General features: G+C 53.9%; 23 protein-coding genes. 9 read left to right on the top strand and 14 right to left on the bottom strand.

The window, feature by feature from the left end:
- The first annotated feature begins 4 nt into the window (after positions 1 to 4).
- Together KGP17_RS03065 and KGP17_RS03070 are read left to right on the top strand one after the other, a co-directional pair.
- Positions 5 to 1,594, top strand: coding sequence for a hypothetical protein (locus KGP17_RS03065; RefSeq protein ID WP_021807865.1), 1,590 nt, complete (start codon positions 5 to 7; stop codon positions 1,592 to 1,594).
- 8 nt (positions 1,595 to 1,602) lie between these two features.
- Positions 1,603 to 2,283, top strand: a complete 681-nt coding sequence (locus KGP17_RS03070) for a hypothetical protein (protein ID WP_021807866.1) — start codon at positions 1,603 to 1,605, stop codon at positions 2,281 to 2,283.
- A 27-nt stretch (positions 2,284 to 2,310) separates the two neighbouring features.
- On the opposite strand, the gene KGP17_RS03075 is transcribed toward KGP17_RS03070, so the two are convergent.
- Positions 2,311 to 3,624 (bottom strand): FAD-binding oxidoreductase, encoded by a 1,314-nt coding sequence (locus tag KGP17_RS03075; RefSeq protein ID WP_059199609.1) that lies wholly within the window; start codon positions 3,622 to 3,624, stop codon positions 2,311 to 2,313.
- Between the two features lie 445 nt (positions 3,625 to 4,069).
- Here KGP17_RS03075 and KGP17_RS03080 point away from each other — a divergent pair, with 445 nt between their 5' ends.
- Genes KGP17_RS03080 through KGP17_RS03090 form a run of 3 tightly spaced genes read left to right on the top strand, consistent with a single transcriptional unit; the run spans position 4,070 to position 7,718 of the window.
- Complete coding sequence (locus tag KGP17_RS03080) at positions 4,070 to 5,290, top strand: hypothetical protein (RefSeq protein ID WP_209524032.1); 1,221 nt, start codon at positions 4,070 to 4,072, stop codon at positions 5,288 to 5,290.
- Positions 5,291 to 5,293: 3 nt separating this feature from the next.
- Positions 5,294 to 6,541 carry a Zn-dependent hydrolase gene (locus KGP17_RS03085; protein WP_059199610.1) on the top strand — a complete coding sequence of 416 codons (1,248 nt, stop codon included), beginning with the start codon at positions 5,294 to 5,296 and terminating at the stop codon, positions 6,539 to 6,541.
- On the top strand, positions 6,534 to 7,718 hold the full coding sequence (locus tag KGP17_RS03090; protein WP_021807871.1) for a M20 family metallopeptidase: 1,185 nt from the start codon (positions 6,534 to 6,536) through the stop codon (positions 7,716 to 7,718). Before KGP17_RS03085 ends, KGP17_RS03090 begins: the two co-directional genes overlap by 8 nt.
- A gap of 49 nt (positions 7,719 to 7,767) precedes the next feature.
- Here KGP17_RS03090 and KGP17_RS03095 read toward each other — a convergent pair whose 3' ends face one another.
- The 7 genes from KGP17_RS03095 to idi all read right to left on the bottom strand — a co-directional run bounded on the left by KGP17_RS03095 (position 7,768) and on the right by idi (position 14,119).
- The gene (locus tag KGP17_RS03095; RefSeq protein ID WP_223498849.1) at positions 7,768 to 8,997 is read right to left on the bottom strand and encodes a lysozyme inhibitor LprI family protein; all 1,230 of its coding nucleotides are present in this window, start codon (positions 8,995 to 8,997) and stop codon (positions 7,768 to 7,770) included.
- 73 nt (positions 8,998 to 9,070) lie between these two features.
- Positions 9,071 to 9,355, bottom strand: a complete 285-nt coding sequence (locus KGP17_RS03100; protein ID WP_039995465.1) for a type II toxin-antitoxin system mRNA interferase toxin, RelE/StbE family — start codon at positions 9,353 to 9,355, stop codon at positions 9,071 to 9,073.
- A complete protein-coding gene (locus tag KGP17_RS03105; protein WP_021179157.1) occupies positions 9,355 to 9,618 on the bottom strand; it encodes a CopG family ribbon-helix-helix protein in 264 nt (87 codons plus the stop codon). The genes KGP17_RS03100 and KGP17_RS03105 overlap by 1 nt, the downstream gene beginning before the upstream one ends.
- Positions 9,619 to 9,957: 339 nt before the next feature.
- Positions 9,958 to 10,914 carry a GTPase gene (gene yjiA, locus KGP17_RS03110; protein WP_223498850.1) on the bottom strand — a complete coding sequence of 319 codons (957 nt, stop codon included), beginning with the start codon at positions 10,912 to 10,914 and terminating at the stop codon, positions 9,958 to 9,960.
- 23 nt (positions 10,915 to 10,937) lie between these two features.
- Entirely contained in the window at positions 10,938 to 11,141 is a 204-nt protein-coding gene (locus tag KGP17_RS03115; protein ID WP_021179159.1) for a YbdD/YjiX family protein, read from the bottom strand.
- A 69-nt stretch (positions 11,142 to 11,210) separates the two neighbouring features.
- Complete coding sequence (locus KGP17_RS03120; RefSeq protein ID WP_223498851.1) at positions 11,211 to 13,364, bottom strand: carbon starvation CstA family protein; 2,154 nt, start codon at positions 13,362 to 13,364, stop codon at positions 11,211 to 11,213.
- Positions 13,365 to 13,564: 200 nt separating this feature from the next.
- Positions 13,565 to 14,119, bottom strand: coding sequence for an isopentenyl-diphosphate Delta-isomerase (idi, locus tag KGP17_RS03125; protein WP_223498852.1), 555 nt, complete (start codon positions 14,117 to 14,119; stop codon positions 13,565 to 13,567).
- A gap of 118 nt (positions 14,120 to 14,237) precedes the next feature.
- Here idi and KGP17_RS03130 point away from each other — a divergent pair, with 118 nt between their 5' ends.
- Entirely contained in the window at positions 14,238 to 14,720 is a 483-nt protein-coding gene (locus KGP17_RS03130) for a hypothetical protein (RefSeq protein ID WP_037376596.1), read from the top strand.
- A 28-nt stretch (positions 14,721 to 14,748) separates the two neighbouring features.
- Here the strand turns inward: KGP17_RS03130 and rtcR are convergent, their stop codons facing one another.
- On the bottom strand, positions 14,749 to 16,326 hold the full coding sequence (gene rtcR / locus KGP17_RS03135) for an RNA repair transcriptional activator RtcR (protein WP_223498853.1): 1,578 nt from the start codon (positions 16,324 to 16,326) through the stop codon (positions 14,749 to 14,751).
- Between the two features lie 189 nt (positions 16,327 to 16,515).
- On the opposite strand from rtcR, the gene KGP17_RS03140 reads away from it, so the two are divergent.
- The 3 genes from KGP17_RS03140 to KGP17_RS03150 are packed head-to-tail and all read left to right on the top strand — an operon-like array spanning position 16,516 to position 20,197.
- The gene (locus KGP17_RS03140; RefSeq protein ID WP_179248431.1) at positions 16,516 to 17,739 is read left to right on the top strand and encodes an RtcB family protein; all 1,224 of its coding nucleotides are present in this window, start codon (positions 16,516 to 16,518) and stop codon (positions 17,737 to 17,739) included.
- Between the two features lie 4 nt (positions 17,740 to 17,743).
- Complete coding sequence (locus KGP17_RS03145) at positions 17,744 to 18,535, top strand: nucleotidyltransferase domain-containing protein (RefSeq protein WP_094982194.1); 792 nt, start codon at positions 17,744 to 17,746, stop codon at positions 18,533 to 18,535.
- Between the two features lie 51 nt (positions 18,536 to 18,586).
- Positions 18,587 to 20,197, top strand: a complete 1,611-nt coding sequence (locus KGP17_RS03150) for a hypothetical protein (RefSeq protein WP_223498854.1) — start codon at positions 18,587 to 18,589, stop codon at positions 20,195 to 20,197.
- A gap of 48 nt (positions 20,198 to 20,245) precedes the next feature.
- Here the strand turns inward: KGP17_RS03150 and KGP17_RS03155 are convergent, their stop codons facing one another.
- The 5 genes from KGP17_RS03155 to KGP17_RS03175 all read right to left on the bottom strand — a co-directional run bounded on the left by KGP17_RS03155 (position 20,246) and on the right by KGP17_RS03175 (position 25,216).
- Positions 20,246 to 21,010 (bottom strand): HNH endonuclease, encoded by a 765-nt coding sequence (locus KGP17_RS03155; RefSeq protein WP_115158994.1) that lies wholly within the window; start codon positions 21,008 to 21,010, stop codon positions 20,246 to 20,248.
- 481 nt (positions 21,011 to 21,491) lie between these two features.
- Positions 21,492 to 22,493: a PQQ-binding-like beta-propeller repeat protein gene (locus KGP17_RS03160; RefSeq protein WP_371822171.1), complete on the bottom strand. Its 1,002-nt coding sequence runs from the start codon at positions 22,491 to 22,493 to the stop codon at positions 21,492 to 21,494.
- 305 nt (positions 22,494 to 22,798) lie between these two features.
- Positions 22,799 to 23,527 carry an RES family NAD+ phosphorylase gene (locus KGP17_RS03165; RefSeq protein WP_223498855.1) on the bottom strand — a complete coding sequence of 243 codons (729 nt, stop codon included), beginning with the start codon at positions 23,525 to 23,527 and terminating at the stop codon, positions 22,799 to 22,801.
- Positions 23,508 to 24,269, bottom strand: coding sequence for a hypothetical protein (locus KGP17_RS03170; RefSeq protein ID WP_223498856.1), 762 nt, complete (start codon positions 24,267 to 24,269; stop codon positions 23,508 to 23,510). Before KGP17_RS03170 ends, KGP17_RS03165 begins: the two co-directional genes overlap by 20 nt.
- A 125-nt stretch (positions 24,270 to 24,394) precedes the next feature.
- Positions 24,395 to 25,216, bottom strand: a complete 822-nt coding sequence (locus KGP17_RS03175) for a helix-turn-helix domain-containing protein (protein ID WP_021807988.1) — start codon at positions 25,214 to 25,216, stop codon at positions 24,395 to 24,397.
- Positions 25,217 to 25,319: the final 103 nt, after the last annotated feature.

The following is a 25,319-nucleotide window of genomic DNA, read 5'->3' on the forward strand; positions in this document are numbered from 1 at the left end:
TGACATGAAACTGCGTAATATTTGCCAGTTGGTTGGGGTACTGATGCTGGCTGCCTTCTCTAGCCAGGCGGCCAACGTGAGCAACAGTTATTTCTTTATCGAAAATCAGGTGGATGGAGAGTACTTCATCACGCCACAGAGCACCGATCCCCGTTTCAGCGGGGCCAACGCGTTTACCAAATATGCGTCAGGCGACCAACGCAGTTTGGGCTATATGGGCTATACCGGGCTGATCCAGACCAATTCGTTCGCCGATATCTGGCTGGAGGATTCTCCCATCGCTCGGCCATTTATCGGTAACCGCTGTATGAATAATGGTAGCGGTTGCCCCTCGAACGGTTATCTGCCGGGCTATATTGGTGATAATGGCGTTTATCACGTGGCGGTTAACACCAGCAGCGGTGAAGCGCGTTATGGGCGTGGTATTTTCTCTGATTCGGCTTATGAGTATTTTAAAAATGTGTCGGTAGGCTCGACGGAAATTTATAAATACCGTTTCTGCTCTACCCGCACGGACTACAACCCTGCAGCAGGGCAAAGCTGCGTCAGCGTAGGCGGTTCACAGACCAGCCATGAGTTCACCATCACCAAAGCGGGTAATTTGCAGTTGGAATCTACCAACGCACTGCAGGAAATTTTTATCGACAGCAATGGCAATCCGGTGATGGGAACGGGTTCTCAGTTCTGCTCTGTGGGCTACATTGGCTCACTGAGTGGCGCGATCTGTAAGCTGGTGTCTTATCAGATGCAGGGGAGTACCCTTTCGCCGATGCGCATGAACATGAAGCTCAACACTGCTGCGCTTGGGTTTACGCCTGCGGCAAATACCATTCGCCTGAGTGCCGATGGTGCCAGTGGTTGGGTGAACTACAGCGCCACGACCAACGCGGCGAATTTGATCAAAGCCGGTAGCGGCGGTATTTATGTCTTTTTATCGCAGACCTTCCTGAAGAACCTGATCGATCGGGGTGTGGATCTGAGCCACAGCCAGGATTTCTTCACTTTCCTGTTTACCAGTACGGTGGCACCGCAGTCCGGATATTACGAATTCTCGCCTTCGAACACTATCTTGCTGATCCCGCGCGATTATGGGATTAGCATTATCTCCAAAGACCTGGTGCTTAATCCCAAGCGTGAAGGCAAAGTCGGCAGCACAGAACCGCCGATCGTGTTCGACTATATTGTGACTACCTCTGGCCCAAGGCAGGCTGATAGCATTACCGCGCAGGTTTACGGTCCGGCAGGGCAGGTCAATGGGCGCCCGTACTGCGTCTTTTCCTCTACCGACGGTAAGCTTAGGGTGCCGTTCTCGGCCTATCTGGCTTATACCGACAACGTCGGGCAAGTTGTCCGTACGCGTGCCAGCTGTGATGATGCACCTATCAGCCTGAATGCGGCTCGTTGGGTAAGAACCGCCTGGCCGGTTCCTTCACAAAACGATGGCAGCTTTTATCGCACCGAGTTGTCTCTCAGCTTCCCGATGAATGAGGGCAATTCAATGTGGACCCTGGATGGGCGGGATTGGATGGGGATTGTCAGCGCCACCGGTGAGGTAAGGGTCAGAGCGGTCTGGACCGGCCCTGATATCCAATAGGATCGAAAATGACGATAAGACTAGGGTGGTGGCTAGCGGGGCTGATGTTGGCGTTTCCGGCGCAGGCGATTTATCTCTCGTCCGGAGTATTTACTCTGGAGAGCGATCGCACCTTCTTCTCGCGCCAGTTTGTTAACAACACCAAAGAGACCAATCTGTATGTGATCGCTGCCTATCGGATTGCCAAACCGGGGGTTGATGAACAACCTCAGCCCCTAGAACAGGGCGAACTACTCTATACCCCACTGCGCAAAATACTGGAGCCGGGAGCGTGGGAATATTTCAAGATCTTCTATCGCGGCCCGGCGGACGAGCGCGAGCGCTATTATCGCATAGTGATCCAGGAGATCCCGGCCAACTTGATGGAGATGCAGGGGGGAGACAAGACACCGCTGGTATCCCCGACCATGGCGCTAGATACCATCATGGTAATTCGCCCGCGCAAGATGCGTTTCACTTATCACTATGATCCGCTGGCCGGGGTGTTGAAAAACACCGGCAATACCTATTTCCGCGTGATGATCCATCAGGGCTGCGACGGGCAGGATGACACCGCCAAGGTGTTCAATCTGTTGCCGGGGGAAAGCTATCGTGGTGCCGATCTGCGTGGGCAGAATCGCAAGTTTATTATCGGGTTCAACAAGTATCAGCGTCTTGGGGAGCAGTGTTTCGAGCAGGGGCAGGGATAGGATCCCCACCCCAGTTCACCACCAAAGCTAGACTTCCTTGCGCCCCAGGTAGCGCTCTTTCATCAAAGAAACGCCAATCGCAATATCCAGCACTGGCGAAGGCGGCAGGTAGTTTGCCTTACCGAGTTCCTGCATCGCGCCAATCAGCGGATGGTCGATCCCTAGCGCATAGTCCGCCAATAACGTCCCGGCAATGGTTTGCTTGGACACGCCTGCGCCGTTACAGCCCCCGGCGGTATAAATGCCCTTCTTTAACTCGCCCCAAACCGGCGCGCCATTACGGGTGACGCTGATGGTGCCAGACCAGGTACTTGTCAGCGGCACATCCCTCAGCTGCGGGTATATCTTGTTGAAAATCTGCTGATGCAACAGGGTCGCTTGATAGGTCTGTGCAGCGGTGATCCGGCCGTTCAAGGCTGGCGTCACATGTTGGCGGATCAGGAAACGATGATCCTGGGTATAGCGCACCGTTGCTCCAGCGATCGCGTTGACCGGTGTCAGCCCCCAACTGTTCATGGTTGGCAGCTTTTGGCGTTGCTCTGCGGTTAATGGTGCGGTGATGCTGGCGAAAGTAGCCATTGCCGCCTGCTGGCTGGTAACCGGAGCCAGTTCCCTGGAGAGGGCGTTGGTGGCTAACATCACGTTGGCTGTTTTAATCGTGCCAAAGGGGGTAACCACCTGCGTCACGCTACCGTGCTGGATCGCCATCACCGGGGTATGGTTATACATCGTCACGTTGTCCGGCAGATTATTTGCCAGGCCGACGATCAGGCTGGCAGGATTAACCAGGATCGAGCTTGGGGTATAGATGCCCTTATTGTAAAAACGAGTACCCAATTTTCGATACAGCGCCTCCTTATCCATTATTTGATAGGGTTCGTTCATGGTATCGAGATTATCGGTATATTCTTTGAGCACCCGCTGATTAGTCGCATCAACCTGGCAGTGATATTTTCCGGCATTCTCCCATTCGCATTCGATCCCCTGTTGCTCAATTTGCTGGGTTAATTGATTGATCCCTTCTTGTAATAAAGAGCGATACGACTGGGCTTTTTTCAACTCTGCCGTCGAGCTGCCAATATTATGGGGTAATCCGATAATAAACCCTGAATTTCTAGCCGAAGAACTCTCAGCCGCGCAGGCCGAATCAACGATGAGGATCTTCAATTTAGGATCTTGATTGGCCAGCCGTCTGGCGAAGGAAATCCCGGCAAAGCCGCAGCCCACGACCACCCAGTCGGCCTCGGTATCGCCGATCAGCGTTGGGTAAACGGTGGGGCGCAGATCGGGTTTTAACCAACCATTTTGGTTTTGATTTAACGGTACCGATGCATATTTCAAACTCAAGGTCCTTTTCAAAATGTTTGCCACTCAAGGTCACTAAATAGGGTTATAAAACATTTAGCCAGGCTGAACCAGCAGATTCAGCCGTTGCTGATTCACCCCAATTTATTGACGGTCAGTTATTTATAAGCAACCGTTAAGCATTGAGACACCTCATTGGATTGCTGTAGTTTGCCAATGGGGTGGAGAGAGCGGCCTGGGGATCCTCTATGGCAGAAATTAAAATCACTCAGCAGATTTATTTCTGATTTTTTCCTTTATTCCCCTGCCATAGCTGTTTAGTATCGGAATTGGTGAGAATGCCCCATTTCTTGAGGTTTTCTTCTGAAAATCGGTCATTTCCGCCCAGCAAGGTAGAGTTGTTAACTGAATTATTATTGTAACTTAGTGGATTTGACTATCCTAAACGGACTTCTAAAAAATATAAGAACGGAAATATTCTATGTCACAGATGTTAGCGCTTTTGATTGTAATGGTGATTTTATACCTGGGAGATGCGGTATCCGTGCGTACTAAAGCCTGGATCCCTTCTGTATTTGTCTGCGCGGTGTTGTTCCTGTTCGGCTACTGGACGTTTTTCCCGAAGGATATCGTCAGCCTGGCCGGTATCACACCGGCGGTAGCGGTGATGCTGATGTATCTGCTGATCACTAACATGGGGACGCTGCTCTCGGTACCTGAGCTGATGCGGCAATGGAAAACCATTGTGATCTCGCTGTCGGGGATTGCTGGCATTATCGCCGCCGTGTTTGCGACCTGCATGCTGATGTTTGATATGAACACCGCCATCGTGACCATTCCCCCATTGGTTGGCGGCATCGTTTCGGCGTTGATCATGTCTAAGGGGGCTGCCAGCGCGGGCCTGGTTGATCTCTCGGTATTCGCTATCCTGATCTACGTAATGCAGGGGTTTGCCGGTTATCCGTTAACCGCCATCATGCTGCAGCGGGAAGGCAAACGCGTGCTGCAAAAATATCGCAATGGCGAATGGCACGAATCTGCCGCACTACTGCCAGCCGATAAAATGCCAACCACGGTCAGCGCGGAAGAAAAAATGCCGCGTATGTTTGGCCTGATCCCGGCTCATTACAATACCAGCTACTTCAAGTTTCTGCGTCTGGCGCTGGTAGGCTACCTGGCTTATCTGGTATCAGACCTGCTGGCCCCGGTGGTCACCATCAGCCCGTTCGTGCTGTGTTTGCTGTTTGGCGTAGTGGCCGCCACGATCGGTTTCCTGGAAAAACAACCGTTGCAGAAGGCCAACGGCTTCGGGTTTGCGGTGATGGGGCTGATGCTGTTTATCTTTGACACCCTGAACAGAGCAACCCCGGAAATGCTGCTGCGGCTGGTATTCCCGATGCTTGTGCTGATCGGCGTGGCGGTGGTGGGCATGTTTGTCGTCTCGTGGATCGTGGGTAAATTCCTTGGCGTCAGCATGGAGATGGCTTTCGCGATCTCCCTGACGGCGATGTATGGCTTCCCGGCGGATTACATCATCACCAACGAAGCGATAACGGCGCTGACCAAAGACGAAAAAGAGCGTGAGATCCTGACGCACCACATGTTGGCACCGATGCTGGTCGGCGGATTTATTTCCGTGACGATGGTTTCCGTGGTGCTGGCAGGCGTTATGGTCGGTTACATCACCCCAATCGCAGGATAAGTCATGAGCTATGCAAATCAGCTGCGTATTCAGCAGCATCTGGAACAACTGGCCGAGTTTACGGCTACGCCGGGCGAAGGCACGACGCGTATGAGTTACAGCCCACAAGGCCAACAGGCGCGGGCTTATATCAAGGCGCAGATGGAGGCAGCGGGCCTCAGCGTACGTGAGGACGCCATCGGCAATATCTTTGGTAAGAGCCAGGCGCAGGACCCGGCATTGCCGAGCGTGATGATCGGCTCCCACTTTGATTCTGTGCCCAACGGTGGCGCTTTCGACGGCCCTGCCGGAGTGGTGATGGGGTTGGAAGTGGCCAAGCTGTTCCAAGAACATCGGTTATTGCCGCGTTACCCGCTAGAAGTGGTGGCGCTGGTGGAAGAGGAAGGGGCCAGCTTTGGCCGTGGCCTGCTGGCTTCCTGTGCGATTGCAGGTAAGGTGGATGCTGAAGAGCTGCATCGTCTGCGCGATAGCCAGGGGCAATCGGCGGCACAGTGCATGGCGCAAGTCGGTTTTGATGCGGATCGGGTGGCCAGCGTGGTGCGGGAGCCGCAAACCCTCAAGGCGTTTATCGAGCTGCATATTGAGCAAGGGCCGGTGCTGGAACAGGAAGGGTTAGACGTTGGTCTGGTAGACGTGATCGTCGGTATCACTCAGTTGGTTGTCACCATCACCGGTAAGGCCGGGCATGCGGGCACCACGCCGATGGATCGCCGCCATGATGCGCTAGTGGCTGCCAGCCAGGTGATCTCTCGCGTTGGCGATTTTGCCCGCGAGGCCGGTGATGAAACGGTCGCCACCACGGGGAAAATTCAGGTGTTCCCTAACGGGGCGAACGTGATACCGAGCAAGGTGATTTTCACCGTCGATATCCGTTCTAAGCGCTTGGATAAGCTGCAACAGGTGGTTGAGCAAACCAAAGCCTGTATCCAACAGCAGGCCGGGGCGGGGATCGCCTGCCAGATTGAACAACCGTTGCTGGTAGAGCCGACGCGTCTGCACAGCGGTATCCACAGCCAGCTGCAAAAACACAGTGAAGCGCTGGGCCTGAGCCACCGGACTATGGTCAGCGGAGCCGGACATGATGCGATGATTTTTGCCGGGATCACCGACGTGGGGCTGGTGTTTGTTCCCAGCAAGGACGGCCTGAGCCACCACCCCGACGAGTGGACCGACTATGAGCAAATTCAGAAAGGCATCGACGTTATTTTTCAAACGGTAAAAGAGATCACAGAGGCAAGCAGTTATGACTAATCAAGCTATCGCGCAATCCATTAAAGCCCACGTGGAGGCGATGATTGCGTTCCGTCGCGATCTGCATGCTCATCCGGAACTGCCTTGGGAAGAGGTGCGTACCACCCAGAAGGTGGCGCAAGCGCTGGAGGAGATTGGTATTCCTTATCGTCTGACGACGCCAACGGGCGTGATTGCCGAGATTACCGGTGGGCAGCCTGGCAAGACCGTGGCCCTACGCGCAGATATGGATGCGTTGCCGGTACAGGAACTCAACGACTCATTAAGTTATAAATCGCAAACCGACGGGAAAATGCACGCCTGTGGGCACGATGCCCACACCGCCATGCTACTGACGGCGGCGAAAGCCTTGTATGAAAACCGTGAAAGCCTGCGTGGCAACGTGCGGCTGATTTTCCAACCTGCCGAAGAGATTGCTCAAGGCGCGCGTGAAATGGTGAAGCAGGGCGCGATCGAGGGCGTGGATAACGCATTTGGTATGCATATCTGGACCACCAGCCCATCGGGCAAGGTGTCTTGTAATGTCGGCTCTACTTTTGCTTCTGCGGATTTGCTGAAGGTGAAGTTCAAAGGGCGCGGCGGCCACGGCTCAATGCCAGAAGCCTGTGTGGATGCAGCGGTCGTTGCTTCGGCCTTCGTGATGAACGTGCAGGCGATCGTTTCCCGTGAAACTTCGCCGTTAGAGTCGGCAGTCGTGACCATCGGCAAAATGGAAGTCGGCACCCGGTTTAACGTGATTGCTGAAAATGCGGTGCTGGACGGCACGGTGCGCTGCTTTAACGTCGAGGCACGTGAGCGTATCAAGGCGGCGATTGAACGTTACGCAGAGCATACCGCGGCCATTTATGGCGCGACCGCACAGGTGGAATACACTTACGGCACCTTGCCGGTGATCAACGAGGAACGCAGCGCGTTGCTGGCACAATCGGTAGTGCGCTCGGCCTTCGGCGACGAGGTGTTGTTTGCCGAGAAACCGACGACCGGCGGTGAGGATTTCAGCTTCTTTATTGAAAATATCCCCGGCTGCTTTGCCCTGTTGGGCTGCGGCAACCCGGAGAAAGGCACCGACTGGGCGCACCATCACGGCTGCTTCAATATCGACGAAGACGTGATGGCGACCGGCGCGGAGCTGTATGCGCAGTATGCATGGAGCTACTTGCAGCAGGATGCGTTTTAAGCCTGGGCAAAATTGCGTGCGGTGAGATCCCCCTCACCGCATTTATCAGTCAGTCCTCCGGCCCGCTCATCTCGCCGATAAAGTCCATTCTGTCACTGAGCCAGGTGTTCACTATCGCATCGGCAGCTTTGGCCGCATCGCTAGCCGAGAAATGTTTCTCGGTTTGCAACCAGCCCATGGTCGCCAGACGCGCCGGTTCAATGGCGACAAGCAGTTGCTCGCGTTGTGCTTGCGGCCAAACCTTATCGTCAGACCAACTGCGGATTAGCTGTGCAGGATCGCCCGTGGCTGGCGTATTCTGGCTTGGCTTGAGGAAATCCTCGGGGGAGACGGTGGCGCGCAGGCGGAACATGGCCCAATCGGCATAGCTGGCAAAGCGGATGGTACCGGAATTCTCACTGGCCTTGCCAATCATCGGTTCTATTGACTTGGTAAGTTGCTGCCAGGCTGGCCGTTCAAACAGATCGCCCTGCGGCGAGCAAATGGGAGCCTGTGAATCACGAGATGATCCATATAACGCCCCAAAGGCTTCATAAGCCGCTGCGCCCTGCTGCTTGAAGATAAAACAGTGCGCATAGGGGCGGCCATCGGCGTTTTCGTAGCCGGCTCGCTCAATGGTCATGCGTAAGAGCGTTAAAACAGCGACATCATGGCCGGTCTTGGGATCGTTCTCGATATCACGTAACACTGACTGGGAGAATGTGTCATCGTTCATCGCCTTGATCGCGCTTTGATGCCTGGTTTCTACCTCGGCATCCGTGACCTTGCTGGTGGGCGCAAACTGATGCAGGTAAATCAGCCAGGCGGAGGCCAGCGGGCCGCGATAAAGCTGCAACTGCTGTGCCGCCGTAACCGGGTCTGCCGGAATGCTGGCGATGATGTTATCTAGCGCCGAAGCGGCCTGCTTGGCGGTGTTCTGCAACTGGGCGGCGCGTTGGCTAAATAAATCGCTCAGGCAGCTTTCTTGAGCGTTGCAGGCATCCCGCTGCTTCAACCAGCTACGTTGCTCGGTGCGTAACGCGTCGGCCTGATCCCCTGGTAGGCTTGCCATTGCTAACCGGTAATTTTCGGTCAGTTGGCTGTCGAGACTGCTAAGGTCTGGGCTATTGCAGATGCTATGTTCGATATCACTGGTGGCTTTCTCACAATCGAAAGAAGCGGCTTGCACCGCCGTGTTGGCCCCGAACGCCAGGCATAGGCAGAGCAATAAGCGCGATAAAGCATGGCTGGCCAATGTTGTATCACGGAGAGAGTTAGCGCGTTGAAGCCTGGCGATCATGCTGAATTCCTTTTGGTTGTTTATTGGTTCGCCGAGTCACTATTTTTAGCTTATCGCCTGTGTTTTCTAACACCTATGGAGTTGTTCTAGGCCAAAGCAGAGATGTATGAACCAAAGCGACTATCCAAACTGTATTTGACTGAATTTCGTACACTAAGCGATAATTTTGATGTGGAAAAACTTCACGTGTTCCAACAACTTCCCCTTCATGCCCCATGAAAGGAAATGCTGCGAGGCGTTCGGCTGTGGCTTCAAACAGTTCGTCCATCTTGATGGCTGCATCGGGATTTTTTTCGACAAGGTAATCCCATATCTGTTGGCTGTCATCAAGCGCCTGTTTCGTCCAATGAACTCTCACTAGTTACCCTTAACTTTTGCCCTTCGCGCTGCAAAAATAGCCTTGGCATCTTCATGTTCAACACTCTCCCCGTTCGCTATAGATTGACGGGCTGCATTGACTTTTTCTTCCAAAAAATGGCGATACTCATGGCGTTCAATATATTGTCGCATAAGCTCACGAACAACTTGTGATGCTGGGCGATGCTCCGCCTCGGCGGCAGCCATAAAAGTATCGCGTAGTTCGGCTTCAAGCTTCATGGTAAAAACGGCCTGTTTACTCATAGATAAATCCTCATCAAGGTACTAACTAAGTATATACCTTTTTATTGCCTTGAAGAAAATGACAGGGCGCTTTCATTGGGGAGACAATACCGCAATAGATCCGCGCAAAAAACAGACTGGATGGATTTACAAGAAGTTGTTCCATTGGTTGGAATTGTGATCGCAAAATGCGGCAGAGACTTGCAGATTATGAGGGCTAGCGTAAAGTCTCTGCTCTATCCTTACTCGATTTTATTACTTATCTACAATAGATTGGCAGTGGTTTCATTTTATCTATGTAATAGCTCTATGGAAGCAAGGCGACTTGGCAGCTTTAACAACCAACATCGCCCCCAACGTTCAACCCAGCGCAGCAAACCCCGCGCGGATTTCGTCTTCCGGTAAATCGATGCCGATAAACACCATCGTGCTTTTGCACTCTTCTTCCGGTAACCATTCGCGGTCCCAGTCGGCGTTATACAGACGCTGTACGCCCTGGAACAACAGGCGGCGCGGTTCGTCTTTAATCGACAAAATTCCTTTGTAGCGCAGCAGGTTATCGGCGAATTTCAATAATAAGCCTTCCATCACTTCGGAAATCTGCATCAGCTCCAGCGGCTGGTCGTGATACACCACGATTGACTGGATATTATTTTGCGCTTGCGGAATGCGGCGGAAAACGGGGGGTGCCAGGTTGAGCTTATCGTTAAGCACAAAGCCTTCGATATCAAACAGCACGCCGAGATCGACATCACCGTGCGTCACCTTATAGACCGGCGCGCGGGCGTTCATCAGCTGTAAACGTTGGATCAGCGCTTCGTTATCCGGTACCACATCGGTTTTGGTCAGCAGAATACGGTCGGCATAGCCCACCTGGGCCTGCGAGATAGTGAACTGGTTCAACTGTTGATCGGCATGTACCGCATCCACCAGCGTGATAATGCCGTCCAGCAGGAAGCGTTGGCCGATGACGTCGTGCGAGAAGAAGGTCTGGGTGATCGGGCCGGGATCGGCCATGCCGGTGCATTCAATAATCAGCCGGTCGAATTCCAGTTGTCCCTGATCGACGCCGTCCAACAGATCCAGCAGCGCGTCTGCCAACTCGTTGGATTTACTGCAACAGATACAACCGTTGCTGAGGGTAGTGATGCGGCTGGCGCGGTCGCCAATCAGCGCGTTATCGATCGGCACCTCACCGAATTCATTCTCGATGACGGCAATCTTGTAACCGTGGTTTTCATTTAGAATGTGGCGCAGCAGGGTGGTTTTGCCCGCGCCCAAAAAGCCCGTCAGGATGGTGACTGCAATGGGTTTCATGCCTGGTCCTTGTACTTACTTAACTAGCAACAGCGCATACCGCCTTTGCCATCGCCACCGTAGCGGGCATCCTGGCGTTCGCGGAAAAATTCTTTATAGGTCATCACCGGCTTGTCCGGATGGTTGTCTTTCATATGCTGGACGTAGGTATCGTAGTCAGGCACGCCCACTAACATGCGTGCTGCCTGCCCGAGATATTTACCCGCCTGGCCGAGGTTTCCGAACATGGGTTTACTCCAAAGAAAAATACCCTACATAACGTATTATCATTATGCAGGGTATCCATCAAATCACCATCAGTGGTGCGACGAAACTTTGACGCCACCCTCAGGAACCGGCACGTATGGCGTTTCCTGATCGGTACGTTTCGGGTTTTTGTGCGCCGCCATGGCGGTTTTAATACCGAAGAAGATGATGCTGTACACCACCAACAGGAACAGGATGCTCAAACCGGCGTTGGTGTAGTTGTTCACCACGATATGGTTCATGTTGGCAACCTGCTGTGCGGTCAGTTCAGCACCGCCTTCGGCTATTTTGTCTCTGTACAGGCTGGCCTGGTAGAAGAAACCTTCCAACTGCGGATTGTCGCTGAACAGCTTCAGGCAAATCGCGTAGGTGGTACAGATCAGCAGCCAAACGGCTGGGATCACGGTTACCCAGATGTACTTGGTGCGCTTCATCTTGATCAATACCACGGTGGCCAGGACCAGCGCTACGGCAGCCAACATCTGGTTGGAGATACCGAACAGCGGCCACAGGCTCTTGACGCCGCCCAATGGATCGACCACGCCTTGATACAGCAGGTAACCCCACAGGCCAACGCAGCCCGCGGTACCGGCAATACCGGCCACCAGCGAATCGGTTTTCTTCAGGAATGGCACGAAGTTACCCAACAGGTCTTGCAGCATAAAGCGACCAGAACGGGTACCCGCATCCAGAGCGGTCAGGATGAACAGCGCTTCGAACAGAATACCGAAGTGATACCAGAAGCCCATGTCCGCGCCAGGGATGACCTGGTGGAACACATGAGCGATACCGACTGCCAGAGTTGGCGCGCCACCGGCACGGTTCAGTACCGAAGGTTCGCCGATGTCTTTGGCCGTTTGCAGGATCTGCTCTGGGGTAATCACAAAGCCCCAGGAGCTGACGGTTGCGGCAGCATGCGCGGAAACATCACGCAGTGAGGCCATGATCATCGGCGCATCTTCGGTACCCAGACGGTGCAGGTCTGGCATGGTGATGCCCAGAGCCGCCGGTGGGGTGTTCATGGCGAAATACAGGCCAGGCTCGATGATAGAAGCCGCAACCAGCGCCATGATGGCAACGAAGGATTCCATCAGCATGGCACCATAACCGATAAAGCGAGAGTCCATTTCATTGGCCAGCAGTTTCGGTGTGGTACCTGAAGCGATCAGCGCGTGGAAGCCAGAAACGGCACCACAGGCAATGGTAATAAACAGGAACGGGAACAGGGTGCCTTTCCAGACCGGACCGGTACCGTCAACAAACTGCGTAACCGCAGGCATTTTCAGCTCTGGGTTGAGGATCACGATACCGATCGCCAGCCCGACGATCACGCCGATTTTCAGGAAGGTGGCCAGATAGTCACGAGGAGCCAGGATCAGCCATACCGGCAGCAGGGCAGAAACGAAGGCATAACCAATCAGCGTATAGGTGATGGTGGTGTCTTTAAAGGTCAGCGCCGGGCCCCAGTATGGGTCGTGGGCAATCACTCCGCCGAACCAGATGGAGGCGATCAACAGCACGATACCGATGATCGACACTTCACCCACCTTGCCAGGGCGCAGGAAGCGCATATACACGCCCATAAACAGCGCGATTGGCACGGTGGAGCAGACGGTGAACACGCCCCATGGGCTTTCGGCCAAGGCTTTCACCACGATCAGCGCCAGCACCGCCAGGATGATGATCATGATCAGGAAGCAGCCAAACAGCGCGATGGTGCCAGGGATTGGACCCATTTCCTTTTTGATGATCTCGCCCAATGAGGCGCCGTTACGGCGTGAGGAGATAAACAGCACCATAAAGTCCTGTACCGCCCCTGCCAACACCACGCCGCCTAGCAGCCACAGCGTACCGGGCAGATAACCGACCTGTGCCGCCAGCACTGGGCCAACCAGCGGGCCCGCACCGGCGATCGCCGCAAAGTGGTGGCCGAACAGCACGTTTTTATTAGTCGGGACGTAGTTAAGACCGTCATTGTTCACCACCGCCGGTGTAGCGCGGGTGGCGTCCAACTGCATCACCTTGGTGGCGATGTAGAGACTGTAGTAGCGATAAGCCACCAGGTAGACCGCTACCGAAGCAACGATGATCCACAGTGCACTAATGCTTTCGCCACGGCGCAATGCGATGACACCCAGGCAGGAAGCCCCGAGTATCCCCAGCAGCATCCATGGGAGGTGTTTTAAAATCCCCTCGCGTTTCATGAGGTATCCTTATCCTATCTGCAAAAATTGAGTGATAAATCCGATTCTTAGATGTCGGACATTTAGCTGTAGCGTCTTCCCCTGGTTAGAGTCAGGTTTAGGAACAGCTCATCATTGCCAGGCTGGATAGGGAAAGACATCTGAATTTCAGCCAGCGGTTTTATACGCTGGCGAACGGTTGGAATGGCGGGGTGAGTGGTTTAGGCAGAAGTGTGAGTGGCGAAGGCGATCAGGTTTTGCTCCGTTTTGGCATTCGCCAACTGCTGACCCATCCAAGGGCTGAAGGCCCAGGGGGTTACCGTTACCGCAGAGAGCAAAGCGCGTAAATCAACCCAGTGGAAGTCCATCACTTCATCTGCTCTGGCTGCAACAGCATCCTTAGCCAATGCCGCGTAAACCGGGCAGATTTCGTTTTCCATAATGCCGGAGGCGTCTGTCTCGCAGTAGCGGAAATCGGGGTCGATGGCGGTGATCTGTTCCACGCTCAGGCCCACTTCATACAAACAGCGTTGCTCGATGGCGTGTTCGGTGCTCTCCTGCCACTGCGGATGGCCACAGACCGAGTTAGTCCAAACGCCGGGCCAGGCTTTTTTGCTCAGCGCTCGGCGGGTGATCAGCAACTCGCCCTGCGGGTTGAAGATCCAGGAGGAGAAAGCCAGATGCAGGGGCGTTTGTCGCTGGTGGGCCGCATATTTTTCCATCACGCCGGTGGGTTGACCTTGTTCATCAAGTAAAACGACATGCTGCTGGGTCATGAAAATTCCAATTTAATCGCGATGTACGACTGCTACTATAGGCAAAACTGGGCGACTATCAAATATTGGGATAATCTCTCTGTTTCGATGAGGGTTGATGGAACATTGAGGAGTGAACGTGAGAAAACGGAATTTCGGTATCCTTTCGGCCCTGGTGCTGGCGGTAAGTAGCGCCATGGCATTTGCTGCCCCGGTTACGCTTTATAGCCCCTATGACCCAACGCTCGCACAGGATGCGTTTGCAATGCAGCAAACGGAGCTGGTGCTGATCCAGCCTGAGCTTAAAACGTTTGCCGATGAAAACTCGGAACAGGCGATGGATTACTCTACCGCCATGGACGACTGGTCTTATTATGCCAGCGAGATCACCCAAAGTTTTGAAGCGCTACATGTGAAGGTGGTGAGCACCGACAAACGCTATCTGATCTTTACGTTGGGTAAAGACCAACGGATGATCTTCGATAGCCAAAAACCACAGCCGGACTCGGAAGATGAGGGCGGTTGGGGAGCTTTCCTCTATCGCAAAGGGCAACCGCCTATTGCGGTTGATATCACCTTCAATGATATGGCGGTGGCAAAGGCGTATCTGGGGCTGAAATAGTTAAACAGGCGCTGCATGCGGCACTCTTTCAACCGCTATTTCGCAGCTCGTCCCAGCTTAATCCAAAGCGCGCCAGGTACTTACGCAACCGGTCGGCATCGTTGGGCTGCTTTTTCTGCTGGCGCGAGACGGCAAACAGCTGTCTACCTGCTTCGGAAAGTGACGGGGAGGTTCGGCACACTTTAAGCACTGTCTCCAACTGGCTTTGCTCAAATAAATCGATATCGGCCAGCTCGACAGGTAATTGCGCAGTGCTATATCCCTGCCAATGGGATTTTAGCCGGGCGATTTCCTCATCGACTAACGGCTGGTTGATACGCCCCTGCTCCGCCAACGTGGCCATGCGGGCGATGGAAGATCCCAGTTCGCGGAAGTTTCCGCGCCAAGCTGCCTGCGGGGAACGGGCAAAAGCCAGGTAACGCTGTCTGGCGTCTTTATCGAAACGGACCTGCGTCTGGTTGCTGCGGGCAAAGCGCTGTAACTCGTAATCGATGTTCGGCTCGATATCTTCGCGGCGCTCAGCCAGGCCCGGCAGTGGGAAGGTCCACATATTGATACGGGCATATAAATCCTCACGGAAACGGCCTTGGGCTATCCAGTCGCGCATATCGCGGTGAGTACCGGCAATCAGTTGAAAGTCGCTGCTGGCTTCTTTATCGGCACCAAACGGGAAGAAGGTTTTTTCCTCGATGGCTTTCAATAACATCGCCTGTTCGTCTAATCCCAACTCGGCGATCTCATCAAGGAACAGCACACCGCCGTCGGCTTCACGCAGTAGACCAGCCCGTGCCTGCAACGCACCGGTGAACGCCCCTTTCACATGGCCGAACAGGGTCGACATGGCGTTATCGCCGCGCAGGGTGGCACAGTTCACCGCGACAAAACGGCCTTTCACCAGATGGCGCGAGTGCCGCAGTTGGTAGATACGCTCGGCCAAAAAGGACTTCCCGGCTCCGGTGGGGCCGGTGAGCAACATGGGCGCATTGGAGCGCAGGGCCACGCGTTCAATCTGGTCGATCAGCGTGTTAAAGGTAGCGTTGCGCGTTTCAATACCGGCTTTGAGGAACGACACCGAGCGCTGTTGCTCATGCAGGAATCGACTGGTGAGGGCGGTATAGCGGCTGAGATCCAGATCGATTACCGAGTAGATCCCTTGCGGGGACGGGCGATCGGCTTTTTCACCGGGAGCGGTTTGCAGCAGTTGAGCAGGCAGGTAGCGTGCCTCGGTCAGCAGGAACCAGCAGATCTGAACCACGTGGGTGCCGGTAGTGATATGCACCAGATAGTCTTCGTTCTCGGTATCAAACGGATAGCGGCTGGCGAAATCCAGAAAGGCGCTGTACACCTCTTCCAAATCCCAGGGATCTTTGAGTGCTACTTCCTGTAATACCACCTGAGTGGCTGGCGAAACTGCCACGATATCTTCCGCCACCTGCTGCGCCATACCTTTATCGCGTGGCTGATGTAGCAGCTCCAGGCGATCGATCGGCAAGTCTGGCTGCTGGCACAGCCCCACCGTTGGCCGCCACTTGTTCCAGCGGTTTTCCCGTTTGCCACGTTTATCCAGCGTGGTGCCCAGCACGCCGATCACAACTCTGCGCTTCATATTATCCCTTGCGATAAATTACTATCCTGCAAGATAAAATAACGACTTGTTGGCATTATCGCCAGTTATCTTTGATTAATTATTTATTGGTTAAATATCAATATGTTGTGATTTTAATGAGTGTTTTTGACCGAGTTGGCACGCCTTTCGCTATATCCACTACGTCAAAAGAAAAAGGATGACTAAAGAATGAAGAATAATTATGAGTTGATGGCACCGGTTAACAGCGCACCGATCAAAATGTGGACACAGGGCGTGCCCGTAGAGCCAGAAGCGCGTGAGCAGTTGCTGAATACGGCCAAAATGCCGTTTATTTTTAAACATCTGGCGGTGATGCCGGATGTGCATTTGGGTAAAGGCTCCACCATTGGTAGCGTGATCCCTACCCGTGGCGCAATTATTCCGGCGGCCGTTGGCGTGGATATTGGTTGCGGCATGATTGCGGTGCGTACTTCGCTGGTGGCGTCCGACCTGCCGGATAGCCTGGCCGGGCTGCGTAGCGCCATCGAACAGGCGGTACCGCATGGCCGCACCTCGACCCGTTCCAGAAGAGATAAAGGGGCCTGGGAAACTCCACCGCAAACGGTCGATCAGCATTGGGCCACGTTGCTGCCGCGCTTCAAGCGTTTGACCGACAAATATCCGCAGTTGCTGAAAACCAACAACTATCAGCATTTGGGAACGTTGGGAACGGGTAACCACTTTATCGAGGTTTGCCTGGATGAAACGCAGCAGGTGTGGGTGATGCTGCATAGCGGTTCCCGTGGCGTGGGGAATGCCATCGGCTCATTGTTTATTGCGTTGGCGCAGCAGGATATGCAACAGCATATCGCTAACCTGCCGGATCGTAATCTGGCCTATTTCGAGGAAGGCAGCCAGCATTTTGATGACTATATGGAAGCCGTGGGTTGGGCGCAGGATTTTGCTCGTCATAACCGGGAAGTGATGATGGAACACGTGCTGGCAGCGCTGTCGCGTATCGTGACTAAACCGTTCACCACCCAGCAAGAGGCCGTGAACTGCCACCATAACTATGTGCAACGTGAGACGCACTTTGGTGAGCCGGTGTTGGTGACGCGTAAAGGTGCCGTGTCTGCGCAGAAAGGGCAGATGGGGATCATCCCCGGTTCAATGGGGGCGAAAAGCTTCATCGTGCGCGGATTGGGGAACGAAGAGAGCTTCTGCTCTTGCAGCCATGGCGCTGGCCGCACCATGAGCCGTACGGCGGCGAAAAAACGCTTCACCGTGGCCGATCAGATCCGGGCCACCGAACATGTGGAATGCCGTAAGGACAGCGAGGTGATCGATGAGATCCCAATGGCTTATAAAGATATCGATGCGGTGATGGCGGCACAGTCTTCACTGGTGGAAATCGTCCATACCCTGCGGCAGGTGGTGTGTGTAAAAGGATAACGTGATGGAACAGCAATTAAACGGCGTGGACAGCGCCATGCGGGAAAGAGTCCGGCAAGCGTTGGGTGAGGTAGAAAAACGTTACGACGTGCGGGTGCTTTATGCCTGCGAGTCTGGGAGTCGCGGCTGGGGCTTTGCCTCGCCGGACAGCGACTACGACGTGCGCTTTTTGTATGTTCATCCACCAGAATGGTATCTGCGGGTAGAAGCGCAGAGGGATGTGATAGAGCTGCCAATCGATCATGAGCTGGATGTCTGTGGCTGGGAATGGCGCAAGGCGCTTGGCTTGCTGAAACGGGCTAACCCGACGCTGATCGAGTGGCTGGATTCACCGGTGGTGTATCAGGAAGCCCCTGAGAGCGTCGCGGCGTTACGTGATGTGGTGCCGGAGTGGTTCTCCGCGCAGCGGGCGCGTTGGCACTATCTGTCGATGGCCAGGAAAAACTTCCGTGGCTATTTGCAGGGTGAGCAGGTACGGCTGAAGAAATACTTTTACGTACTACGTCCGTTACTGGCCGTGCGCTGGATAGAAGCGGGTAAGGGCGTACCACCGATGCGTTTTGACCAACTGTTGGCTGGCACGGTGGCGGATCCGCTGTTGTTGGAGGAAATCCATGAATTACTGGCGGCGAAACGGCGCGCAGGTGAGGCAGAGTATGGCCCGCGTAGAGAAAGGATCCACGCGTTTATCGCGCAGGAACTGACGGCGGATGCCCGGCAGGAAGCCTTGCCCGACAGCCCGGCCCGCAGCGACCAATCGCTGGATGAACTGCTTTATCGCACGGTGATGGGGTAATCAACCGGGGAGAAGGAAGGCTCCCCGGTCATGAAATGATAAGGATAAAAAATGAAAACATGGTTAACACGTTTATTTGGCAAGGATATTCCAACGGCTTTCCCGGCTCCTTGGGCGGCCGACCGTACGGCAATTTATCGTTGGTTGGCACCTTGGCAGCATAGGGCCGAGCCATTGCCCGCGGAAGCGCAAACCTTGCCGGATGAGCCTCCGGCCATTGATGGCAAAATCCGTTGGTCGGCAGGGGCGCTTGATGGAGTTTTTGGTCATCATGGGGGCACAACCGAAGATGAATCGCCGGTTGAGGCCATCATGGTTACACTAAGAAGTGTGTTGCATAAGCCGCAGCAGCAGAATGTCGAGCAGCTCTATAATCTGTTGTGTCAGGAAACTCCGTTAGATTATATCGATGCATTGTTGCCTGAGGTTGCACAGGATCCGCAGTTGCCCGCCAACACATTGCAAGCTTTGGTGGAATGGCTGGCCACCGAAAGCCCGGATCGTAACGTGGTCAAGGTCGCCATGGCGCTGTTGGCTCTGTTCCCGACGCAGAAAAACCGCGAGATACTCAACGTATTGGGAGGGCATGACGAGTTCACACTCTATGCGGTAGTGGCATTAGGATCAATGCTACCCGCCGATGAGTATGAAAGCGCCTGGCTTGCATTGGCCAAGCGGACTGATGGTTGGGGAAGAGTACAACTGATCGAGCGTTTACCCACCCCCTTGACGCAACAAAGCCGCGATTGGTTGATCTGCGAAGGTTATCGCAACGCGGTGATGTATGAATACACTGCCTGGCATTGCGCTATCCATGGACAACTGCTCCAGGCAATGCAGCGGCAACCTGATGCGGCGCGGTTATTGGGCGCTGCGGAGATTTTGCAGGCGTTAATTAATGGCGGTCCGGCGCGGGATATGCATGATTATGACGATGGCGCACAGGCTTGCGAATGTTATCTGCGATGCTTGTTAGCGGCTCCTCCGGCAGAAATACAGCATTATCTGGCGGCGGGTGATATTGCACGTTTTGCACAGGAACAAAGTGGTGCAGAGAATGCCACGTGGACTCAGGATCAGTGCGGGCGGCTGGTCGAACTGACCAATGCGGTGATGGCACAGCCGCAATGGCCAGGTGTTATCGACAATGACTTGCAGGGGAGTGACAAGTATCTTTTCAATCTGGCCGTTGCCGCTAGCCGGCTGCGTCAGCAGGATCCGTGGGAGGCCATTTACTCACGGCAGTCAGCAGATCCAACGGATGACAACTGGTATCAGTTAATGCAGACCGACCAACCAGAGCATATTGCCAGAGTGATATCGCTGGCCGAACAGCAGCTGGATTTAGGGGCTATCGCCTCCGGTCCAGGAACGGCGATGGGGCTAGGGTTGGCTTACCGACAGCATCAGGCGCTGGATTTTGTGCTGCAGGATCTCAAAAAATTCCCCGGCATGGGCTGGTCATTGTTGGCGGTAGGGTTACGTAGTGAGGTGATCCGTAACCGGCATATGACGCTGAACGCTTTAGAAGCATGGCCACAGACTGCTTGGTCACCTGAAATGTTACAGGCTTTGCTGGTGGGCTTACGTATTGAACCCGATGAGCAGTTACGCGAGCGGCTGCAAGCGTTGTGCGCAAATCTGAAGATTGCGACAGCCTGAGTCGATGTAGGTTTGGTCAACCGCCCTGAGAGTCATTCTCAGGGCTTTTCAGTTTTTAGCGATAAAAATGTTTTGCCGATGATAGGCCAACTGGCTGGCATCCGGAGGGAAATCGACCGGTTGCCTCAGCCTGCGACCTTCATATTTGGCAAAGTTCTCTTCGCTGATGGTGCTTTTCAGTTGTTTAAGGCGCGGTGAAAGTACCAGCTCAAGGTGTTCATTAAAGGTGATTAACCCGCGATCGAACGCTTTATCGTGCAGGTTGGACAGACATAATCCGTTGTTGGGGTTGAGCCGATGTTCAACGGTATGCTTCCACGGGCGGATATGGCTGGCGACCAGCAGCATCGGTTCTTCCAGTTCGGTCAGGCAACAGCGATTTTCATACGCATCCAGCACCCGCTTGCGGAACAACTGCTGGCCAACACGCGCATTGATGATGGTGGTTCTTTCTCTGCCACTGAAGTCTTCTATTACGCTGTCATGTAAGGCCGTGACCGGAGGCCGCAACTGTGTCATCGCCAATTGGCACTGCCGTTCAAAGGCGTCGCTGTCGAGGTTCATTTCTCGCCATAGCGCTTCATCTGCTTTGGATGCCCCTGTCAGTCCACGACGGCCAGAGTTAACGATAAACGGATCCAGACTGGCGATATTCACTAACTTCATTGCCAATGCCGAAGGTGAGCGGCCGATTAACCCTGCATAGTGGATAATGTCGGGGTTTTTAGCGTGCAATTTACCAAAAGGGATTTGGCTGTATAGCGTAAAAGCTACCAGCAACTGTTCCCGTGTCCAGAGATTGACGGCAACCATCAGGGCCTCGTTGTGGCATAACTTAATGGTGTTAGTTGAGCCACTTACTATGCCAGGCACATCGGTGATTGCCTACTTTCATCGATAACATGCAGCGCCCCTACGTGGCGAGCCAGTGAATAAATGTTTGCAGCCTCAGGGGGCCGTGGATTTTGTCTGAGATTAACGGCGTCCTGGATGACCTTTCCCATGATCATTGATCCTTTTTACGGTCAGTTAGCTATCCATTCAAACTACCGATACCGTAGGACATCGTGATCGCTGGCTCAAGATAAGCTCAGGTAATTAAGTGATAAGCTTCGTCAAGGAGCTTGACGTGGATTGACATTAGCGGGAGAGAAGCGGGAGCCAAAGGGTAAAAAGCCAGGTTGAGACTATTCTTCCCCCCCCAGCGCTGTGGCTTTCAAACGCTGGCGTAAACCGTTGCACGTTCGATTCCCTCTCCTTGGGGAGAGGGTTAGGGTGAGGGAGAATAACGCTGTTATTTCAACGCAATGCGGATCACATCATCCGGATCGGTCGCTTCTTTTTCACGGCTTGAAGCCTGTTTCACGCTCACATACAGCGTCTTACCATCTGGTGACAGTGCCAGGCTGTTTGGATGCGTTGGCGTCTTGATGGTTTCCAACAGCTTGTAGCTCTTGGCGTCGATTACGCTCACGGTGCCTTCTTTGCGATGAGTGACGTACACTTCATTGCGCGCTGGGTTAAACAGCACGGCCAGGGATTCCGGCACGTCGATCTTCTGCAGAATGTTGCCGTTATTGGTATCAACAACCAGCACCTGTGGCTGTTTGGAGTCGGTAATAAACGCACGATGGTTTGCCGGATCCAGGCTGATATTCAGGAAGAAGTGTTCCTTAGACTCATCCAGCTTCTTACGTGACAGCACCTTGTTGGTTTTGGTATCGATAGTCACCAACTCGCCATCGGCATTGGTCACATACAGGCGGCTTGCCGCTGCATCCAGCGCCAGACCGGTACCGTATTTACCGGTTTCGGTGATGGTGGTGCGCAGGGTCAGATCCTTGCCATCCACAACCCAAACCACGCTGGATTCGCCCAGGCCGGTGATATAGACGGTGTCCGTGGTCGCGTCTGCCACCAGCTCACGCGGGGCCAATGGTTTGACGGTATCAGAGCGTTTACGCGCATCCAGCACCAGGCGGCCTTTCACTTCGCCGGTTTTGCCGTCGATCGCGGTCAGCGAGTTACTGGTGGTGTTACCAAAATAGAGAGTGTCGGTCTTGGTATTGATGGCGGCACCGAACGGTTTGATATCGTTATGAATGATCTGCGTGATATCCAGCGTTTGTGGGTCGAGGCGATAGACGATGCCGCCCTTATCCAGCTTGCGGCTCTGTGAAGTTGCCAGATACAGCGCATTCTCGCCCTGGCTGTACACCATCTCGTAAGCGCCTTTACCTACCGGCTTACGCAGCAGTTCCGTTTCTGTCTGTGCCAGCACAGAGGTGGAAAACATCAGGCTGCTGAGCAGTAACAGAGGGTAAACCGCACGTCCGCCAAACTTACGGCTGGTGGTCATCATAGCGTTCATAAAAGCTCCATTTCATCAAAATACAGGTCACCACCGGGCTGCTGCTCGGCGGCTAAATCGGGCTCAACATTGAATCGAAAGCAAAATCTGGCCGGTCATGTCATCGCATGCGGCTCACTATATTTGTGAATGATAATCATTATTCTTACGGAAGGGGAGCACTTTTGTTGCTTGGGGCGATAACTGTCACGTTTAGGGAAATCAGAGAGAGGAGAATATCCGGCCAGTGTCTACTCTTCGGTCAGGATCAGGCCCAGACGCTCGGCGGTCTTTTGGATAATTTGGCCAAGGGTTTTATGGCTGAGAAGACGGCTGGAGGGTTCGACTATTGAGAGTTCACTAGCCATGACCCGTTGGCCGCCAAACAGGACCAAGGCGAAATGATCGTCATCTCTTTTTGAGTACCACTTCATTCCGTCAACGTTATGATGCTGTTGATAAATAGCCTGCGACCAGGCTCGGGTTTGTGAGTATTCGAGCTGGGAACTACCGATCAATTCGTCACGATCGATGCCCATATAGATGCAGTCCTGTGCTCGGCAACTGACGACGTTAAGATCCCGCTCTAGTTGCAACTGGATGTAGTGCATATTGGTAAATGGGCGTAAGTCGAAAAATTCCGTTTTGCCGGTGGCGACCACATCGTGAAAAACCGATTCCGCGATTGCGGCTTCGCAACTGCTGGCCAGGTACATGGTGGGGATCAGATCCAAGGCCGCATCCCTGATAGGGCTGAAGCGGGCTCCATACTCATGGGGAAGCAATATTCTGCCGGGATTAAAACTGTCACCGGGGTACTGCGCATCATGGCAGCGATGTAACACCGTGCCTTTGGGGATGACTTCGATTCTTACCCGCAGAGTCTTGCCAGGGGCAGTAATCTTGCGGCCAAGAAAAATGGGTGAACCAAAATCTTCCTTTTTGGGCTCACCCTTCTGTTTAATTTTGTTCTGCTCCATCGGCGATCCTTTTCGCTTCATATTCCGCCGCCGCAATCACATTGGCCGGATATGATTGCAACATCTCCATGGGACGGCGGCCAGCCAGCAGGGGGTTTGACGTCGCGAACCACTGGGCAAGCCCCCAGCCGTGTTTCAGGTTTTTAAAGCTGGCGAGTAACACTGCCATAACGGGGAGAGGGCGATAGTTATCATCCAGCGCATAACGGGGAAAGAGTTGTGTTGCCCCTTTCTTCAATGAAAATATGCGGTTATGGCTTTTCCATTTGCTTGGCTGGGCCGAGGGGTTCTCGGTAGCAAAGCCTGCCAGATGGGAAATCTGCTCTGCCGTGAGCCATTCACTGGCCGCCAGGATATGCTCACGCCCGCGCTCCACCTTGGAAATATCAACCAGTCCGCTGTGGTTGACGGGCTTTTGCGTATCCCGCGGAAGAATTATCCGGGCAGTGTCATCTGGATTGATCTGTTGCTCCAGGCTATGAAACATGGCTTCAAAACGTGTTTCGTCGATGTGGCATATGTCGCCATGATCGTTTTCAGCTTCTCTAACCTGGCGGAGAGTTTGCAACATGATTTTCAGGTGCTCTTCGACCACGCCGAGAGACGTTGAGTTGTCTATATCAACTTTCAGCTGAAAGAAAGGCTTCTGCGCCTTCATTTTCCTTTTACTGATGACCATCTGCAGCCCATCTTCCCTGATCCTGAGGCCATCTCTGTTGATGTCGATTTCTCGGGCCAGCATTCTCTTCTCCCGTTAGCTAAAGCTAATCGTTTTAACCATTCTAACCAAACTATCCTCTGTTATAGCAGGTTGTGTGAGAATTGACCAGAACAGATGCAGGCAACATGTTCAGTCGAAGAACGAACTCACAGCCTAATCGCACCAGCAACAGCCTGATCTGCAGCAGCTTTTTCGGCCAGATAACGGGCAGGGGGCTTACCTACTGCTTTACGGAACATGGTGACAAAGCCACTGGCACTCTCGTAGCCGAGATCTAACGCCACGGTCTGGACGCTTTCACCTTGGGTTAAGCGTTGCAGAGCCAGCATCACATGTAATTGCCGCCGCCAGTGGCCAAAGCTCATGCCCATCTGCTGTTGCAGCGTGCGACTGAGTGAACGCTCGCTCATGCCAATGCGTTGTGCCCACTGGCCCAGAGTGGATTTATCGGCGGGGTTGGCCAGCAGTTGTTCGGTCAGTTGGCGGATGCGTGCATCATTGGATACCGGCAGGTGCAGGTTCTCCAGCGGTGCGGCGGCCAGTTGATCCAACAAAACCTGCGCAATACGCCCTTCTGGGCCCTCTTCCGGGTAGAGAATATCGAACTGGCTGGCCTGCAGCAGCAGCTCTCGCAGCAAAGGGGACACTGTCAGAGTGCAGCAGTTTTGCGGCAAACCAGGGATGGCGTCCTGCTCAACGAACAGGCAATAGCATTCACTTTGGCTGGTGGCCCGCGCGTTGTGGCTGACGTTACTGGGCATCCATAGCGCGCACTGTGGCGGCACCAGCCACAGGCCATTTTCCACTTCGCAGCGGATCATGCCGCGCACCGTGTAAATCAATTGCGCCTTGCGGTGACGATGATGGGTGCATTCCCAGTCTTTCTGCACGCTTGATGCCTGAACCGCGAAGATGGCGCGTGGCACGTTATCGATATCGGGTCTGGGATGCTGGCAAGTGGCTTTCATGAGAACAATTATCACATTGGCGTGTTTGAGCAATATTATGTCTTGATTGTGCAATGTGGTCTAGCGCCAACGCCGATAGAGTAAGCGCCACTGGCGTGTTTTG

This window comes from Serratia sp. JSRIV001 (genome assembly GCF_019968745.1).
Lineage (GTDB): Bacteria > Pseudomonadota > Gammaproteobacteria > Enterobacterales > Enterobacteriaceae > Chania > Chania fonticola_B.

Coding starts and splice junctions, on each gene's coding strand:
- KGP17_RS03175 (WP_021807988.1), bottom strand. CDS start 25,216: ATGAAAGCCACTTGCCAGCATCCCAGACCCGATATCGATAACGTGCCA.
- KGP17_RS03095 (WP_223498849.1), bottom strand. CDS start 8,997: ATGATCGCCAGGCTTCAACGCGCTAACTCTCTCCGTGATACAACATTG.
- KGP17_RS03155 (WP_115158994.1), bottom strand. CDS start 21,010: ATGGTTGCCGTCAATCTCTGGACACGGGAACAGTTGCTGGTAGCTTTT.
- KGP17_RS03105 (WP_021179157.1), bottom strand. CDS start 9,618: ATGAGTAAACAGGCCGTTTTTACCATGAAGCTTGAAGCCGAACTACGC.
- KGP17_RS03145 (WP_094982194.1), top strand. CDS start 17,744: ATGGAACAGCAATTAAACGGCGTGGACAGCGCCATGCGGGAAAGAGTC.
- KGP17_RS03120 (WP_223498851.1), bottom strand. CDS start 13,364: ATGAAACGCGAGGGGATTTTAAAACACCTCCCATGGATGCTGCTGGGG.
- KGP17_RS03065 (WP_021807865.1), top strand. CDS start 5: ATGAAACTGCGTAATATTTGCCAGTTGGTTGGGGTACTGATGCTGGCT.
- KGP17_RS03070 (WP_021807866.1), top strand. CDS start 1,603: ATGACGATAAGACTAGGGTGGTGGCTAGCGGGGCTGATGTTGGCGTTT.
- KGP17_RS03160 (WP_371822171.1), bottom strand. CDS start 22,493: ATGTTTTCCACCTCTGTGCTGGCACAGACAGAAACGGAACTGCTGCGT.
- KGP17_RS03115 (WP_021179159.1), bottom strand. CDS start 11,141: ATGTTCGGAAACCTCGGCCAGGCGGGTAAATATCTCGGGCAGGCAGCA.
- KGP17_RS03090 (WP_021807871.1), top strand. CDS start 6,534: ATGACTAATCAAGCTATCGCGCAATCCATTAAAGCCCACGTGGAGGCG.
- rtcR (WP_223498853.1), bottom strand. CDS start 16,326: ATGAAGCGCAGAGTTGTGATCGGCGTGCTGGGCACCACGCTGGATAAA.
- yjiA (WP_223498850.1), bottom strand. CDS start 10,914: ATGAAACCCATTGCAGTCACCATCCTGACGGGCTTTTTGGGCGCGGGC.
- KGP17_RS03170 (WP_223498856.1), bottom strand. CDS start 24,269: ATGCTGGCCCGAGAAATCGACATCAACAGAGATGGCCTCAGGATCAGG.
- KGP17_RS03085 (WP_059199610.1), top strand. CDS start 5,294: ATGAGCTATGCAAATCAGCTGCGTATTCAGCAGCATCTGGAACAACTG.
- KGP17_RS03080 (WP_209524032.1), top strand. CDS start 4,070: ATGTCACAGATGTTAGCGCTTTTGATTGTAATGGTGATTTTATACCTG.
- idi (WP_223498852.1), bottom strand. CDS start 14,119: ATGACCCAGCAGCATGTCGTTTTACTTGATGAACAAGGTCAACCCACC.
- KGP17_RS03140 (WP_179248431.1), top strand. CDS start 16,516: ATGAAGAATAATTATGAGTTGATGGCACCGGTTAACAGCGCACCGATC.
- KGP17_RS03150 (WP_223498854.1), top strand. CDS start 18,587: ATGAAAACATGGTTAACACGTTTATTTGGCAAGGATATTCCAACGGCT.
- KGP17_RS03165 (WP_223498855.1), bottom strand. CDS start 23,527: ATGGAGCAGAACAAAATTAAACAGAAGGGTGAGCCCAAAAAGGAAGAT.